At 69.4% G+C, this 15,836-nt stretch carries 16 protein-coding genes; 12 read left to right on the top strand and 4 right to left on the bottom strand.

The genetic code is table 11. The features are described 5' to 3' along the window. Nucleotides 1-99: 99 nt before the first annotated feature. The gene (locus QZ258_RS04030; protein WP_294179255.1) at nucleotides 100-1,134 is read right to left on the bottom strand and encodes a putative F420-0 ABC transporter substrate-binding protein; all 1,035 of its coding nucleotides are present in this window, start codon (nucleotides 1,132-1,134) and stop codon (nucleotides 100-102) included. Between the two features lie 139 nt (nucleotides 1,135-1,273). Then, on the bottom strand, nucleotides 1,274-2,596 hold the full coding sequence (locus QZ258_RS04025) for a PLP-dependent aminotransferase family protein (protein WP_294179254.1): 1,323 nt from the start codon (nucleotides 2,594-2,596) through the stop codon (nucleotides 1,274-1,276). A gap of 133 nt (nucleotides 2,597-2,729) precedes the next feature. Between QZ258_RS04025 and QZ258_RS04020 the strand changes: the two genes are divergently transcribed. From QZ258_RS04020 to mutM, 12 genes are all read left to right on the top strand, one after another. Further along, complete coding sequence (locus QZ258_RS04020; RefSeq protein ID WP_294179252.1) at nucleotides 2,730-3,578, top strand: nitrilase-related carbon-nitrogen hydrolase; 849 nt, start codon at nucleotides 2,730-2,732, stop codon at nucleotides 3,576-3,578. A gap of 19 nt (nucleotides 3,579-3,597) precedes the next feature. Next, nucleotides 3,598-5,034: a dihydropyrimidinase gene (gene hydA, locus QZ258_RS04015; protein ID WP_294179258.1), complete on the top strand. Its 1,437-nt coding sequence runs from the start codon at nucleotides 3,598-3,600 to the stop codon at nucleotides 5,032-5,034. A gap of 3 nt (nucleotides 5,035-5,037) precedes the next feature. Beyond that, nucleotides 5,038-6,066, top strand: a complete 1,029-nt coding sequence (locus QZ258_RS04010; RefSeq protein WP_294179250.1) for a TIGR03842 family LLM class F420-dependent oxidoreductase — start codon at nucleotides 5,038-5,040, stop codon at nucleotides 6,064-6,066. Then, a complete protein-coding gene (locus QZ258_RS04005) occupies nucleotides 6,063-6,974 on the top strand; it encodes an ABC transporter permease (protein ID WP_294179248.1) in 912 nt (303 codons plus the stop codon). Before QZ258_RS04010 ends, QZ258_RS04005 begins: the two co-directional genes overlap by 4 nt. After that, a complete protein-coding gene (locus QZ258_RS04000) occupies nucleotides 6,971-7,789 on the top strand; it encodes an ABC transporter ATP-binding protein (RefSeq protein WP_294179246.1) in 819 nt (272 codons plus the stop codon). The genes QZ258_RS04005 and QZ258_RS04000 overlap by 4 nt, the downstream gene beginning before the upstream one ends. Further along, nucleotides 7,786-8,556 carry an ABC transporter permease gene (locus QZ258_RS03995; protein ID WP_294179242.1) on the top strand — a complete coding sequence of 257 codons (771 nt, stop codon included), beginning with the start codon at nucleotides 7,786-7,788 and terminating at the stop codon, nucleotides 8,554-8,556. Before QZ258_RS04000 ends, QZ258_RS03995 begins: the two co-directional genes overlap by 4 nt. Nucleotides 8,557-8,607: 51 nt before the next feature. After that, on the top strand, nucleotides 8,608-9,771 hold the full coding sequence (locus QZ258_RS03990; protein ID WP_294179240.1) for an ABC transporter substrate-binding protein: 1,164 nt from the start codon (nucleotides 8,608-8,610) through the stop codon (nucleotides 9,769-9,771). A gap of 167 nt (nucleotides 9,772-9,938) precedes the next feature. Beyond that, entirely contained in the window at nucleotides 9,939-11,273 is a 1,335-nt protein-coding gene (locus QZ258_RS03985; RefSeq protein ID WP_294179238.1) for an aspartate aminotransferase family protein, read from the top strand. 59 nt (nucleotides 11,274-11,332) lie between these two features. Further along, the gene (locus tag QZ258_RS03980) at nucleotides 11,333-11,851 is read left to right on the top strand and encodes a DUF177 domain-containing protein (protein WP_294179236.1); all 519 of its coding nucleotides are present in this window, start codon (nucleotides 11,333-11,335) and stop codon (nucleotides 11,849-11,851) included. A 64-nt stretch (nucleotides 11,852-11,915) separates the two neighbouring features. Next, nucleotides 11,916-12,119 carry a 50S ribosomal protein L32 gene (gene rpmF / locus QZ258_RS03975; protein ID WP_294179235.1) on the top strand — a complete coding sequence of 68 codons (204 nt, stop codon included), beginning with the start codon at nucleotides 11,916-11,918 and terminating at the stop codon, nucleotides 12,117-12,119. 42 nt (nucleotides 12,120-12,161) lie between these two features. Then, nucleotides 12,162-12,917, top strand: coding sequence for a ribonuclease III (gene rnc, locus QZ258_RS03970; RefSeq protein WP_294179233.1), 756 nt, complete (start codon nucleotides 12,162-12,164; stop codon nucleotides 12,915-12,917). Between the two features lie 6 nt (nucleotides 12,918-12,923). Next, nucleotides 12,924-13,823, top strand: coding sequence for a bifunctional DNA-formamidopyrimidine glycosylase/DNA-(apurinic or apyrimidinic site) lyase (mutM, locus tag QZ258_RS03965; protein WP_294179232.1), 900 nt, complete (start codon nucleotides 12,924-12,926; stop codon nucleotides 13,821-13,823). Here mutM and QZ258_RS03960 read toward each other — a convergent pair. Together QZ258_RS03960 and QZ258_RS03955 are read right to left on the bottom strand one after the other, a co-directional pair. Further along, nucleotides 13,820-14,653, bottom strand: a complete 834-nt coding sequence (locus tag QZ258_RS03960; protein WP_294179230.1) for a bifunctional 2-polyprenyl-6-hydroxyphenol methylase/3-demethylubiquinol 3-O-methyltransferase UbiG — start codon at nucleotides 14,651-14,653, stop codon at nucleotides 13,820-13,822. The genes mutM and QZ258_RS03960 overlap by 4 nt on opposite strands. After that, nucleotides 14,650-15,726 carry a GNAT family N-acetyltransferase gene (locus QZ258_RS03955; protein WP_294179228.1) on the bottom strand — a complete coding sequence of 359 codons (1,077 nt, stop codon included), beginning with the start codon at nucleotides 15,724-15,726 and terminating at the stop codon, nucleotides 14,650-14,652. The genes QZ258_RS03960 and QZ258_RS03955 overlap by 4 nt, the downstream gene beginning before the upstream one ends. Nucleotides 15,727-15,836: the final 110 nt, after the last annotated feature.

The raw sequence follows: 15,836 nt of genomic DNA, 5'->3' as shown, positions 1-15,836 counted from the left end.
CTGCGCCGCGCCCCGCGCCCCGCCGCGCGCCGCCGCGAGCGTCGTCGGGGGCCGAGCCGCGACCGGCTCGCCCCACGACGGTGCGCTCAGAACTCGATGTCACGGCGCGGTGAGCCCCGCAAGCTGCGTCGAGAGGTCGCGGGCCGCGGAGACACTTCGCACGCCCGCTTCGCTCGCCGCGAAGGGCACGATCAGGTAGCGCTCGTTGAGCACGGCGGTCAGCTGCGCCGTCGCGGGGTTCCCTTCGAGCTGCGCGATCTTCTTCTCGGCGCTGCCCCAGTCGGAGTCGACGAGCACGATCACGCTCGGGTCGGCGTCGATGACGGCCTCCCAGCTGAGCGAGGTCCAGCCGCCGTCGATGTCGCCGGCGATATTGACCAGGCCCACGGCGTCCAACACCATTTGCGGGGCGCCGGTGCCGGCGCCCACATAGGGCGTGTCCGAGCCGGACGAATACCAGAGCGCGGTGAGCCCGCGGGAGTCGGGCACGATGCCGGCCAGTTCGGCGCGCTGGGCCTCGATCAGTTCGGTCGCATCCACGTCGAAGATCGCGGCGACCTCGGCGATCTCGCGGAACACCTCCTCGAAGTCGAGTTCGGCCGGAACGTCGGCGCTGCGGCACGCGGCGGGGGACACGTAGCTGTCGATCCCGAGCGCGGCGAGTTCCGCGCGCTCACCCACGCCATCGGCCGAGAAGTTCGACTCCCACCCGGCGTAGATGAAGTCGGGCTCGAGCTCGAGGACGGCCTCCTCGCTCGGCACGCGGTCGGAGATCAGCGGCAGGTCGGCGGCCGCATCCGCCCATTCCTCGGGCACGGGACCGTCCGGGAACGCGGTGCCGACGATTCGGTCGGAAAGCCCCAGGGCGAGCAGCATTTCGGTCGAGGTGGACTTGATCGTGACCACCCGCTCCGGGGGCGTCTCGATCGTCACCGCGACGCCGCAGTTGGACAGTTCGATTGCCGCCGCGGCGGTCTCGGGGTCGACGTTCTGCCCGGGTTCGGGGGCGCAGCCGGCGAGTGCGAGCGCGCCGAGCGCGACCACGGTGGGCAGGAGCAGGAGTCGCGTGGAGCGCATCCGGGACGTGTGCGTGGCGGAGCCGCCGGTCGGCGGAGAGGTGAGGGTGGAAGACATCGGATTCCCAGGGGTCGAGGTGGTCGGCAGGGGGCGCAGGAAGTAGCCGCGCGGGCCGTGCCGCCCGAATACCCCGGGCGACGCACCGGGGCAAGAGAGCCCCGGGGGTCCGTGCGCCTATCGTAGCGGGGCCGAGGCCTCAGCCCCGCGCGGCCGCCGTCGCGAGTGCCGCGGCGACATCGTGCGCCGTGTCGACCGGGACCATCCCGGCCGTGACTCGCACGCGGGGGAGCGGTTCACCGGCCTGGAATGGCGAGCCCGGAGCCACCTGGATGCCGGCGGCCGCCAGGTGCACCATCGCCGATCGTTCGTTTTCCACGGGGAGCCAGATGTTGATGCCGTCGCCGACGCGCGCCTCGACGCCGTGCTCGGCGAGCCCCGCCGCGAGTGCGGCCTGGCGTGCCGCGTAGCTTTCGCGTGCGGTGTCGAGTTCGGCGACGGACTCGGGCTCGGTGAGCAGGTCGAACAGCAGCGCCTGCACCATGCGCGAGGTCCAGCCGGGGCCGAGGAGCCGTCTCGCGACGACGCGGTCGATGAGCGTGCGGGGGCCGCCGAGGGCGCCGATGCGGAGGTCGGGTCCGTGCGACTTGGAGAAGCTCCGCACGTGCAGCACGCGCTCGGGAAGCCAGTTCGCAAGCGAGACTTCGGGCGAACTCGAGATCATCGACGAGTGGTCGTCCTCGATCACGATGGTGCGCTCGGCCATGCGACTGCGCCGCACAAGTGCGGCCAGCAGGTCGGCGCGCTCGGCGCTCATCGAGGCGCCGGTCGGGTTGTGCGCACGCGGTTGCAGCAATACGAGCGCCGGACCGCGCGCCAGTGCGCGAGCGAACTCCTCGGGGCGCATCCCCTCGGCGTCGACCGGGACGGGAATCGCCTCCAGCCCGTAGAACTCGACGAGGTCGAGGAAGGGCGGAAAGGTGGGGTCTTCGAGCACGATCCGGTCGCCCAGGCGCACGAGCGTGCCGAGTGCCCGATCGATCGCGTCGAGGGCGCCGTTGGTCACGGTGAGGGATTCGACGGGGGCGGGCCAACTGGCCCGCAGCAGGTCGTGAAGTTCGGGGATGTCGGGCTTCGCCTGGTAGCTGACGGGGGAGGCGCGGTCCGAGACGCGCGCGAGCGCGGGGCCGAGCGCGGGCAGCAGTTCCGGGTCGGGGGTGCCGCGCGACAGGTCGAGCCGCGCAGCGTCGCCGCCTTCGAGCCCGCGGTACCGCGTCGGGAGCCAGTCGCGCGGGGCGGAGCGCACGAAGCTCCCGCTGCGCCCGCGGCTGGTGATGAGCCCGGCGGCCGCGAGCGTTTGCCAGGCGTGACTCACGGTGGCCGGGCTGACGCCCAGTTCGGCGGCCAGGTCTCGCACCGTGGGGAGCCGATCGCCGGGGGCGAGGTCGCCGCTCGTGATGAGCCGGGCGAGGGCCGCCGCGATGCCGCGCGGGGTGCGCTCGTCGAGCTCGAGGGCTACCAAGTTGATGCGTCCCGTCGTAGATTGCGGAGAAGGCCGGATTCGAGTTCCTGAGTTTTACGCCGACGTCATGTGCAGAAACGTCAGAGAAATGTTTCCGGCGAACAATAACAAAAGCACGACCGAGGGAGCCAGCATGTCGATCATTCGAGCCGCGATCACCCAGACCACCTGGACCGGTGATAAGGAGTCCATGCTCGCCAAGCACGAAGGCTTCGCACGCGAGGCCGCCGCGCAGGGCGCTCAGGTCGTCTGCTTCCAGGAGCTGTTCTACGGGCCGTACTTCGGCATCACCGAAGACAAGAAGTACTACGCCTTCGCGGAGCCCGCCGACGGCCCGATCGTGCAGCGCTTCGCGGCGCTTGCGAAGGAGCTCGGCGTCGTCATGATCCTCCCGATCTACGAGGAAGACATGACCGGCGTGTACTACAACACGGCGGTGGTGGTGGATGCCGACGGCACGATCCTCGGCAAGTACCGCAAGCACCACATCCCGCACCTCGATCGCTTCTGGGAGAAGTTCTACTTCCGTCCCGGCAACGGCGGCTACCCGGTCTTCGACACCGCGGTCGGCAAGATCGGCGTCTACATCTGCTACGACCGGCACTTCCCGGAGGGCTGGCGTGAGCTGGGCCTCAACGGCGCCCACATGGTCTTCAACCCGAACGCGACGAAGCCCGGCCTCTCCAACCGGCTGTGGGAGGTCGAGGGGCCTGCGGCAGCCGTCGCGAACGGCTACTTCGTGCTCCAGCCGAACCGCGTCGGACGCGAAGACAACGAGTACGGCGACCTCGCCGTCGACTTCTACGGCACCAGCCAGGTGATCGACCCGCGCGGCAACTTCGTCGGCGAGCGCGGCTCGGGCGAGCACGAAGAGATCGTGATCCGCGACCTCGACCTCGACATGGTGCGGCAGATGCGCGACGATTGGCAGTTCTATCGGGACCGTCGCCCGGAGTCCTACACCTCGATCCCGAAGCCGTAATCCGGATCCCCGGGAGGACATCATGACAACCCTCATCATCAATGGCACGGTCGTCTCCGCGACGGGGCGTGCCCCGGCCGACGTTCTGATCGACGGCGAGACCATCGTCGCCGTGCTCCAGCCCGGCTCGACCGCCCTCGGCGTCGACCTGAAGTCGAGTGTCGACACGGTGATCGACGCGAAAGGCAAGTACGTCATCCCCGGGGGAGTGGATGCGCACACCCACATGGAGTTGCCCTTCGGCGGCACCGCCGCCTCGGACACCTTCGAGACCGGCACCCGCGCCGCCGCCCACGGCGGCACGACCACGATCATCGACTTCGCTGTGCAGACCTACGGCCAGCGCGTCTTCGACGGTCTCGAGGCCTGGCACAACAAGGCCGCCGGCAACTGCGCGATCGACTACGCCTTCCACCAGATCATCGGCGGGGTCGACGAGGATTCGCTCGCCGCGATGCCGAAGCTCGTCGACGAAGGCATCTCGAGCTTCAAGCTCTTCATGGCCTACCCGGGGGTCTTCTACTCCGACGACGCGCAGGTGCTGAAGGCCATGCAGGTCGCGCGCGACACCGGCATGCTCACCATGATGCACGCCGAGAACGGTCCCGCGATCGACGTGCTCGCCGAGCAGTTGGTCGCCCAGGGCAAGACCGATCCCTACTACCACGGCATCGCGCGCGCCTGGCAGATGGAGGAAGAGGCCACGCACCGCGCGATCATGCTCGCCAACCTCACCGGCGCGCCGCTCTACGTCGTGCACGTCAGCGCCAAGCAGGCCGTCGAGCAGCTCGCCTGGGCGCGCGACAAGGGTCAGAACGTGTTCGGCGAGACCTGCCCGCAGTACCTCTACCTATCGTTGGAAGAGCAGTTGGCCGCCTCGAGCGACGAGTTCGGCGCCTTCGAGGGCGCCAAGTGGGTGTGTTCCACACCGCTGCGCTCCCGCGCCGAGGGCCACCAGGACTCGATGTGGCAGGCGCTTCGCACCAACGATCTCCAGATGGTCTCCACCGACCACTGCCCGTTCTGCATGAAGGATCAGAAGGAGCTCGGCCTCGGCGACTTCCGCAAGATCCCCAACGGCATCGGCTCCGTCGAGCACCGCATGGACCTCATGTACCAGGGCGTCGTCACCGGCGAGATCACGCTCGAGCGCTGGGTGGAGCTGACCAGCACGACCCCCGCCCGGATGTTCGGCCTCTACGGCAAGAAGGGCGTCATCCAGCCCGGTGCCGATGCCGACATCGTGATCTACGACCCGAACGGGCACACGAGCATCGGCTACGACACGAAGCACCACATGAACATGGACCACTCGGCCTGGGAGGGCTTTGAGATCGACGGACGCGTCGACACGGTCCTCAGTCACGGCAAGGTGATCGTCGACAACGACACCTACCTCGGAACGAAGGGCGACGGACGCTACCTCAAGCGCGGCCTGTCGCAGTACCTGGTGTAGACGATGGATTTCGGAGCGGTACTTCAGACCAACCCGCCGGCCAGCCGGACGGTCCACCTCGCCAAGCTCGCCGAGCAGTACGGGTTCAGCCACGTCTGGACCTTCGACTCGCACCTGCTGTGGCAAGAGCCCTACGTGATCTACAGCCAGATCCTCGCCGAGACGCGTCGCGTGAAGGTGGGCCCGTTCGTCACCAACCCGGCGACGCGCGACTGGACGGTCACCGCCTCGGTGTTCGCGACGCTGAACGAGATGTACGGCAACCGCACCGTCGTCGGCATCGGTCGCGGCGACTCGGCGGTGCGCGTCACCAACGGCAAGCCGACGACGCTCAAGGAGCTGCGCGAGTCGATTCACGTCATCCGTGAGCTCGGCAACAGCCGCGAGGTCGAGTACAACGGCTCGCAGCTGCGCTTCCCGTGGAGCGTCGGGAGTGAGCTGGAGGTGTGGGTGGCCGCCTACGGTCCGCTCGCCCTCAAGCTCACCGGCGAGGTCGGCGACGGCTTCATTCTGCAGCTGGCGGATGTCGACATCGCCAAGTGGATGATCGCGGTCGTGCGCGATGCCGCGGAGAAGGCGGGCCGCGATCCCGACGCGATCACGTTCTGCGTCGCGGCGCCCTTCTACATCACCGACGGCACCGAGGAGGGCCTCGCGCACGCTCGCGAGCAGTCGCGCTGGTTCGGCGGCATGGTCGGCAACCACGTGGCCGACATCGTCGCCAAGTACGGCGACTCGGGTGCCGTGCCGCAGGCGCTCACCGACTACATCAAGGGCCGCGAAGGCTACGACTACAACACGCACGGCAAGGCCGGAAACGATCACGTCGACTTCGTGCCCGACGAGATCGTCGACCGCTTCTGCCTGCTCGGCACCGCCGAAGAGCACATCGCGAAGCTCGAAGAACTCAAGGCGATCGGCGTGCATCAGTTCGCGGGTTACCTGCAGCACGACAACAAGGAAGAGACGCTCCGGGTCTACGGCGAGACCGTGATCCCGGCGCTCCAGGATCACCTCACGGCCAAGGTATGACGGCCGCCCGGAGCTCCGCGCGTCGGGGGGCCGCAGCGCTCTGGGGCGCCGTCGGTATCCTCGCGGTCGTCGTGCTCTGGGAGGGCTACAAGTTCCTCGGCCCCGCCGAGGGCGTGACGATTGGCGCGGTCGAGGGCGAAACCGGCTCCGGCGTCATGATTCTGCCGCGCACGCACGATCGCGCGATGCCGCACCTGATCGACATGGTGACGCGGCTGTTCCAGTCCACGAGTGGCGGCGACACACCGCCCCTCATCGTGCCGGTCATCACCGCCGCGCTCACGACGCTCGGGATCGCCGCCGTCGGCTGGCTGATCGGGGTCGCCGTCGGTGCTTTGCTCGGCGCGCTCATGCAGCGCTGGCGCCTCGTCGAGTGGGGTCTGCTGCCCTGGATCGTCGTCAGCCAGACCGTGCCGCTCATCGCATTCGCCCCGGTGATGAACAGCATCGGGCTGCAGATCGACCGCGATGTCATGCCGTGGCCGCAATGGCTCTCGGTCGCCGTCATCGCCTCCTATCTGGCCTTCTTCCCGGTCGCGGTGGGGATGCTGCGGGGGCTCGAAGCGCCCGACCGCATCCACGTCGATCTGATGCGCAGCTACGCCGCCGGGTACTGGCCGACGCTGCTGCGTCTGCGTCTGCCCGCGGCCGTGCCGCACCTGCTGCCCGCCCTGCGCCTCGCGGCGGCGAACGCCGTGCTCGGCGCCGTCGTCGCCGAAGTCTCCATCGGGATGCGCGGCGGCATCGGGCGGATGCTCATCCAACTCGCCGGTCAGGCCTCCAGCGACCCGGCCGCACCGTGGGGCCCGACGTTCGGCTCGATCGCGCTCGGCCTCATCGCCGCCGGCTCGGTTGCGCTCGTCGGACTCGGACTCAAGAACTACCGCAGGGGAGAAGCCGCCGCATGACCACCACAGAAACTCCCCGCCCCGCCGCACCCGCGGTGCGCGCATCCGGCGTCGGTCGTGTCTTCTCCACCGCCTCGGGCGACGTGATCGCCCTCGGCGGTGTCGAGCTCGAGGTGGCCGCCGGGGAGTTCGTCTCGCTCATCGGACCGTCCGGATGCGGAAAGTCGACCCTGCTGCGCCTGATCGCCGACCTCGATCAGGCCTCCACGGGCGAGCTCGAGATCTTCGGCAAGCCCGCCGCGCGCGCCCGGATCGATCAGGACTACGGAATCGTGTTCCAGCAGGCGGGACTGCTGCCCTGGCGCACCGTCGGCGACAACATCGCCCTGCCCCTCGAACTCCACAAGGTCGACAAGGCCGAGCGCCGGGCGCGGGTCGCCGAACTCGCCGAACTCGTCGGCCTCACCGAGTTTGTGGAGAGCTACCCCGACCAGCTCTCGGGCGGCATGCAGCAGCGCGTGGCGATCGCCCGCGCCCTCGCCGCCCGCCCGCGACTGCTGCTCATGGATGAGCCCTTCGGCGCGCTGGATGAGATGACGCGCGAGTACCTGCAATCCGAGCTCACCCGCATCGCCGCCGAGACCGGCGCCGCCGTCGTCTTCGTCACCCACTCGATCCCCGAGGCGGTGTTCCTCTCCGACCGCGTCGTGGTGATGAGCCCGCGGCCGGGACGCATCACCGACGTGCTCACCACCGGATTCGGCGACGTCGCCCGCAACGAGGCGCTGCGGGAGTCGCCCGCCTACTTCGACCGCGTCACCGCCGTGCGCGAGGCGCTCCACGGCGCGCCCGTCGAAAGGGCGAACGAGAGATGACGACTCGCGTGCTGGCCTCCTGGCTGCGCATCGCCGCGCCGATCGGCGTCGGCGTTCTCGGGGTGGCCGCCTGGGTTCTCTACGTCGACGTGCTCGGGGCCGCCCCGCGCATGCTCCCCAGCCCCACCACGATCGGGGTCGAACTCGTCGAGCGCTGGGGCATCATCAGCAACGCCATGCTCATCACCGCGACCAACGCGCTGATCGGTCTCGTCATCGGGGCGCTCGTCGCGATCGTGTTTGCGGCGCTCGCGGCGGCCGTCAAGCCGATCGACGGGATGCTCGCCCCGATCGTCGCCGCGATCGCGGTCGTTCCGATCGTCGCCCTCACCCCCATCCTCAACACGATGTTCGGGGCGTCCAGCCAGTTCGGACGGCAAGCGGTCGCGGCGCTCGCGGCGTTCGTGCCGGTCTTCGTCAACGTGCTGCGGGGCCTGCGCCAGACCACGCCGGTGCACCGCGACCTGCTGCGGGCCTCCGCCGCGAGTGCCGCACAGACCTTCCGCGTGCTGACCTTGCCCACCGCCCTGCCCTACCTGATGACCGGCCTCCGCATCGCGAGTTCGCTCGCCGTGATCGCCGCCCTCGTCGCCGAATACTTCGGCGGACCCGCCGACGGCATCGGCACCGCGATCGCGACCTACGCCAAGTCGGGGCGCGCCGCTCTGGCCTGGGCGTTCGTCGCCGGAGGCATCCTGATCGGCCTCATCTTCTTCCTCGTCACCTCGCTTCTGGAGAAGCTGGCGACGAGGCGTCCGCCGGTCTGACCGGCGGAAACCCCCTGCACCACCCGGCACCACCCAGATGAAAGGAACACCATGAGACACAGCACTCGCCGCGGCCTCGCGGCTATCGCCGCTGCTGCCGCCACGGCGCTCACCCTCGCCGCGTGTACCACCGCCGAGACCGACACGACCGACTCGGGCGAGTTCGAGCCGATCACCGAGGTTAGCCTGCAGCTGCAGTGGCTCCCGCAGGCGCAGTTCGCCGGCTACTACGTGGCGCTCGACCAGGGCTACTTCGAGGAGGAGGGCTTCGACTCCGTGTCGATCGTCCCCTCCGGCGGTGACATCGTTCCGCAGGATGCCCTCGTCGCGGGTGACGTCGACTTCGCCATCGCGTGGGTCCCGAAGGTGCTCGGCACCCTCGAGGCCACCGGGGTCGAACTGACCAACATCGCGCAGGTCTTCCAGAAGTCCGGCACGCTGCAGGTCTCGTGGGCCGACAGCGGGATCGCCTCGGTCGCCGACTTCGAGGACAAGCGCATCGGCTCGTGGGGCTTCGGCAACGAGTGGGAGATCTTCGCGGCCATGGCCGACGAGGGGCTCGACTCGACGAGCGTGTCGATCACGACCCAGGACTTCAGCATGAACGCGCTGCTGGACCGGGATGTCGACGCCGCCCAGGCGATGACCTACAACGAGTGGGCGCAGATCCTCGAGGTCGTCAACCCCGACACCGGTGAGCTGTACCAGCCGGAGGACTTCAACGTCGTCTCGTACGAGGACACGGCCGGAGCGATGCTCCAGGACGCGATCTGGGCCGACACCGAGCGCCTGGAGGACCCGGCCTACGCCGACGCCGCCGTGCGCTTCCTGAAGGCCGTCACCAAGGGCTGGATCTTCGCGCGCGACAACCCGGAGGAGGCCGCCGCGATCACCTACGACGCGGCGATTAACGCCGAGGCGGCCTTCCCGGTCGGACCGACCCACCAGCTCTGGCAGATGAACGAGGTCAACAAGCTGATCTGGGCCGGCGGCGACTTCGGTCTCGTCGACGCGGCGGCCTGGGACAAGACGGTCACCGGGGCGCTCGCGGCGGTCAACCAGGACGGGTTGAACCTCATCACCACGGAGCCCGCGGCATCCGCGTACTCCAACGTGTACATCCAGCAGGCGCTTGACGCGCTCGCGGAGGAGGGTGTCGTCGTCGGCGGCGACTACACGCCGCTCGACGTCCTCCTCACCGAGGGCGGTCAGTAACCACCACCTGAGCCGGTCGAGTAGCCCGGCTGCACCACCTGAGCCGGTCGAGTAGCCCGCAGGGCGTATCGAGGCCGTATTCTGACCTCGATACGCCGCTGACGCGGCTACTCGACCGGCTTCACCCTCACCAACTATCCACCGCAGTTCATTCGCAAGGACGCACCATGACCACGCACCTCGACCCCGCCGACGGCACTCGGGCTCACGACCTCGACCGGGCTCACGTCTTCCACTCCTGGTCCGCGCAGGGTGCCCTCAATCCGATGGTCATCGCGGGTGCCTCCGGCAGCGAGGTGTGGGACTTCGAGGGCACGCGCTACCTCGACTTCTCGAGCCAGCTGGTCAACGTCAACATTGGGCACACGCATCCGAAGGTCGTCGCCGCCATCCAGGAGCAGGCCGCGATTCTTCCGACGATCGCGCCGCCGCACGCCAACCTCGCCCGGGGCGAGGCCGCGAAGCGCATTCTCGACAAGGCCGGCCCCGGCTTCGAGAAGGTCTTCTTCACCAACGGTGGCGCCGACGCCAACGAGAACGCGATCCGGATGGCCCGGCAGTTCACCGGCCGCGACAAGATCCTCAGCCACTACCGCAGCTATCACGGCAACACCGGCGCGGCGGTCGTCGCGACGGGCGACTGGCGACGCATCCCGAACGAGTTCGCCCGCGGGCACGTGCACTTCTTCGGCCCCTTCGCCTACCGCAGCGAGTTCTGGTCCGAGTCTCCCGAGCAGGAGACCGAGCGCGCGCTCCACCACCTGACGCGCGTCATCCAGGCGGAGGGCCCCGGCTCGATCGCGGCGATCCTGCTCGAGGGCATCCCCGGCACGGCCGGCGTGCTGGTGCCGCCGCCCGGGTACCTCACCGGCGTTCGTGAACTCGCCGATGAGCACGGCATCCTGCTGATCCTCGACGAGGTGATGTCGGGCTTCGGCCGCACGGGCGACTGGTTCGCCTGGCAGAACCAGACGGTGAACCCGGACGGCGTCGTGCCGGACCTGATCACCTTCGCCAAGGGCGTCAACTCGGGCTACGTTCCCGCCGGTGGCGTCATCATCTCGCCCGCGATCGCGCACAGCTTCGACGAGAAGGTGTTCCCCGGCGGTCTCACCTATTCCGGGCATCCGCTCGCCATGGCCTCGATCGTCGCCACGATCGACGCGATGGAGGAGGAAGGCGTGCTCGACAACGCCGCGCGCGTCGGCCGAGACCTGCTCGGGCCGGGCCTTGCGGCGCTCGCCGCCAAACACCCGATGATCGGCGAGGTGCGCGGCCTCGGCGTGTTCTGGGCCCTCGATCTGGTCACCGATCCGGCCACGCGCGCGCCCGTTCCGGCGTCGGTGATCGGTGCGTTGAAGGCTGAGCTGCTCGCGCGCGGGCTGCTGCCCTTCGCGGCCGACAATCGCATCCACGTCGTTCCGCCGTGTGTGGTCACGGATGACGAGGTCGCCCGCGCACTGGCGATCTACGACGAGGCGTTCACCGCGGTCCCCGCGTGAACCGCGTCCGCCCGCCGCGCGCGGGCGGGACGGGCGCCGGGCGCGTAGAATCGGCGACCGTGGCCACCCCTGTCTCCCCGTTTCTGATTCCCGTGCATGAGCTGATGCATCGCCCCGGGGCGATGCGTGAGCTGGACCTGGATCTGCCCGCGCCCGAGCAGCTCGGCGCCGGGGCCGCGTACGTGCGCGAAGGCGATTCCGTCGAGCTCGACGTGCGACTGGAGGGCCTGCACGACGGCATCCTCGTGAGCGCGGACATCCGCACCACGGTGTCGGGGGAGTGCGTTCGGTGCCTCGACCCGCTCAGCCTCGACCTCGAAGTCGAATTCCAGGAGCTTTTCGCGTACTCTGAGGACGAAGCTTTCGACTTCCAGGTTCAAGAAGATCACGTGAATCTTGAACCGGTCGTGCGGGATGCGGTGGTCTTGGCACTGCCCTTCCAGCCGGTCTGTCGTGAGGACTGTCCAGGACTCGACCCGGAAACGGGGGAGAAGCGGACCTCCTCGGCCGAGGGACCAGCGCGCGAGGGAGTTGACCCCAGGTGGGCCGCCCTTGAAGGCTTCCAGACCGAAGAGTGAGGCTCGACAGAGCCCGTGAAGACGTGTGCGGTGCGACCGCGCGCCGCGAAGAAAGAAGAAACCCATGCCGGTTCCCAAGCGCAAGCAATCGCGTTCCAACACGCGCAGCCGTCGTTCGCAGTGGAAGGCCGAGGTCCCCACGCTCGTCAAGACCGTCGAGAACGGCAAGACCGTCTACAGCCTGCCGCACCGCGCCAAGGTCGTCGAGGACTCCGCGGGCACCCCGCTGTTCCTCGAGTACAAGGGCCGCAAGGTCGCCGACGTCTGAGCTATTGGCGCGCCCGACGGGCGACGCGAATAAATCGTGGGCATGAATAGCTCTGCGGACGCGAACCTGGCCTCGGGCCCGGACGCGTCAGCCGAGGTGGACGATTCCGCGGCGGCGCTGCGCGCGCAGTTGATCGATGAGCTCGGTCTCGCCATCGCGCCCGAACTCATCGAGCTCGCGCTCACGCACCGCTCGTACGCGTACGAGAACGGCGGGATCGCCCACAACGAGCGACTCGAGTTTCTGGGCGATTCAATCCTCGGCCAGTCGGTCACGGTGATGCTCTACCGCGACTTCCCGCACCTCGACGAGGGCGAGCTCGCCAAGCGCCGCGCCTCGCTGGTGAGCGCCGTCGCGTTGGCGGAGGTCGCCCAGAACATCGGCCTGGGCGCCCACGTGCGGCTCGGCCGCGGCGAAGAGCTCACCGGCGGCCGCGAGAAGGGGTCGATCCTCGCCGATGCCGTCGAAGCCGTCATCGGTGCGGCGTACCTCTCGGCGGGTCAAGACGAAGCCAACACGCTCGTGCTGCGGCTGATCGCCCCCCTCCTGGACGACCCGGATCGCTTCGGGGCCGCCATGGACCCCAAGACGAGCCTCCAAGAACTGTCCACCCGTCTCGGCAAGGGCCTGCCGAGCTACGTTGTGGTCGACAGCGGACCGGATCACTCCAAGCGCTTCCACGCGACGGTCGTCGTGGCAGGCCAGGACGTCGCCACCGGTGAGGGCACCAGCAAAAAGCAGGCCGAGATGGCTGCCGCGCTGGAGGCCTGGTCGCGGCTGCAGCCGCGCAAGCGCTGATCCGAGATGCCGGAACTGCCCGAGGTCGAGGTAGTTCGTCGGGGGCTCGCCCCGGCGGTCACCGGCTCGCTCGTGCGCGCTGTCACGGTGCTCGACGAGCGTTCGCTGCGGCGGCACGCGGGGCCGAGCGAAGACTTCATCGACCGCCTCACGGGCGCGCGACTTCGGGCGCCCGAGCGCCGCGGCAAGTTCCTCTGGGTGCCGATCGAGCACGCCGCGCCGCGTGAGGCGATCGTCGTGCACCTCGGCATGAGCGGGCAGGTGTTGCTGCGCACGCCGGACGCGCCCCGTGACCGCCTGACCCGCATCGTTCTTGAGCTCGATCACCCCGAGCACGGCGCGGTGCGCGTCGACTTCGTCGATCAGCGCATCTTCGGCTCGATGGCGCTGGATGACCTGGTGCGAACGCTCGACCGGCCGGCGCAGCGCATCCCGAGTCAGGTGGCGCACATCGCGCGCGACCCGCTGGACCCGGACTTCTCGGAGCGCCGGTTCTTCGCCGCGCTCGCGCGCAAACGCACCACGATCAAGCGGGCGTTGCTCGACCAGACGCTCGTGAGCGGCATCGGCAACATCTACGCCGACGAGGCGCTGTGGGCGGCGCGCATCCACTACGACCAGCCGACGGAGTCCCTCTCCCGTCCGCGCGCGCGGGCCCTGCTTGCCGAGGTGCGCAGCGTGTTGGCGAAAGCTCTCGCCGAAGGCGGCACGAGCTTCGACGCGCAGTACGTCAACGTCAACGGTGCCAGCGGCTACTTCTCGCACTCGCTCAACGCCTACGGGCGGCAGGGCGAGCCGTGCCCGCGCTGCGGGCGCCTGATCGTGCGCGAGGTGTTCATGAACCGGGGCTCGCACTTCTGTCCGCGGTGTCAGCGCGTGCGCGCGGGGCGCGTCAGCGCGAACTAGAGCTTGGTCGCCTGCACCGTCCAGGTGAGCGGCAGCCGCGGACGCTCGGGACGCATCCGGTACTCGCCATCGGGGCCGGGTCCGGCCATGTGCCCCGGCAGCGCGAGCCACGGCACGCTGTCGTGCTCGGTGATCGCCTCCAGCCGCAGTCCCTCATCCAGCAGGGCCTGCACGGTCTCGGCGAGGCCGTGATTCCACTCCATCGTGCGCGTGGCCGAGATCACGCCGCTCGTGGCGACGTAGGTCTCGGCGCTGTCGAAGACGAGCGGATCCTCGTGCTCGAAGTAGCCGAAGCGCGGGGTCAGGCGGTCCGCGTCGCTCTCGTCGAGTGTCCACATGAGCGGATGCCCCTCCCGCATGAAGAACCGGCCGCCCGGCTTCAGCAGGGCCGACACCGCCGCCGCCCAGGGACGGATCTTCGGCAACCAGCCGATCGCGCCGATGCCGGTGTAGACCAGGTCGAAGGTGCCGGGCTCGAGCGCCTCGGCGGCGCGGGCGACATCCGCCTCGACGTAGTCGATCGCGGCGCCCGTGTCGGCGGCGAGTCGCCGCGCCTCGGCGAGCGAGGCGGGCGAGAAATCGAGTCCGGTGACCTTCGCGCCGAGCCGATGCAGCGAGAGCGTGTCGGTGCCGATGTGGCACTGCAGGTGGACGGCGCGCATCCCGGCGATGTCGCCGAGTCGCGGCAGGTCGAAGCGCACCACATCGGAGACGTGCTGCGGGTCGCGCACGAAACGCTCGCGCTGGTAGCCGGGCGAGGCCGCGTGCAGCGGGGCACGCGCATCCCAGTTGGCGCGGTTCACGTCCAGGTAGTTCTCGCCGGGGGTCACGTCAGGTCCTTTCGCCACGCGCCCTCGTGCACGACCGGGGCGAAGCCGACCGCCTCGTTGACATCCAGCATGGGGCGGTTCTCCTCCGCATTGAAGGTGATGATCGAGGGATGTCCGGGGGCGAGGCGCTGAAGCTCCTGGATGTTCGCCGTCTTCAGCAGCATCCCGAGCCGGTGCCCGCGGTGTTCGCGGAGCACCAGGGTGTCGTCCTGATCGACCGGGCGGGACGGTGACGGCGGAATGATCAGCAGCGAGTAGCCGACGAGCGTCTTCTCGGGCACATGCTCGACGACGGCCATGAGCTGGCGCCGCGGATCCTTCGCCCAGCGCTCCTCGGCGTCGAGGAGCCGTTGCACCGTCCATACGTCGGCGGGTTCCTCCATGCCGGCACTCGGCGCGTCGGTGCTCATGCGGGTCATCAGCATCGCGCGGTCGGCTCGCCAGCGTTCGGGGGTGCGGTCGATCCAGTGGTGCACGCGGTAGGCGGGGCCCGAGTGCCGTTCGGCGGCGCGGCGAAGCTCGGCGAGCGTCGTGTCGTCGACCGGCAGCGCCAGCCGACTGCCGCGTTCGACCTGCTCCAGTCGGAACGCGCGAGCGCGCAGAAACTGCACCTCCGGATTCTCGGCGGGCACCGAGCCGTGGCCGGTGGGGGCGTCCAGCCGCGCCCCGCCCGCCGGCGGCGAGGCCGCCCAGGCGAGAATGCGGCGCTTGCCCTCGGCCCGGGCGAGGGCCTCGATGTGGTCGGCCAAGGCGGTGCCGATGCCGCGACGACGGAACTCGGGGAGCACGCGCACGTTCTGCCAGGCCGTGTCGGCGCCCTCGCCGCCGGGCTGGGTCTGGTGGAAGGCGTGCGCGACGATGTGCCCGCCCACGCGCACCGCGAACGAACGCCGGTGAGTGTAGGTCTGATCGAGCCATCCGGGAAGCTCCTCCTCGGGCGGATACGCGAAGTCGGCGCTTCCGAAGCTCAGGGTGTCGATGATGTTGCGCACCTCGGCGCTTGCGATGAAGTCGCGCGCCGCGGGAGAGTCATCCAACTCGCGGGGAATCGCCAGTTCCTCGACCGTGAACATGATCGCCGCCTTCCGCCGCCGAGAGGGCAGCGGATCAGCCTACTGCTCCCCGGAATGAGCGCAACCCTCGGGTACCGTAGACCCAGCACGCCGAGCGGAGCCGGAAAGGG

It is taken from the genome of uncultured Schumannella sp., from assembly GCF_905479755.1.
Taxonomy (GTDB): domain Bacteria; phylum Actinomycetota; class Actinomycetes; order Actinomycetales; family Microbacteriaceae; genus DCRR01.
Note: the sequence above shows the minus strand (reverse complement) of the source record. Positions and strands in the feature narration are given on the sequence as shown.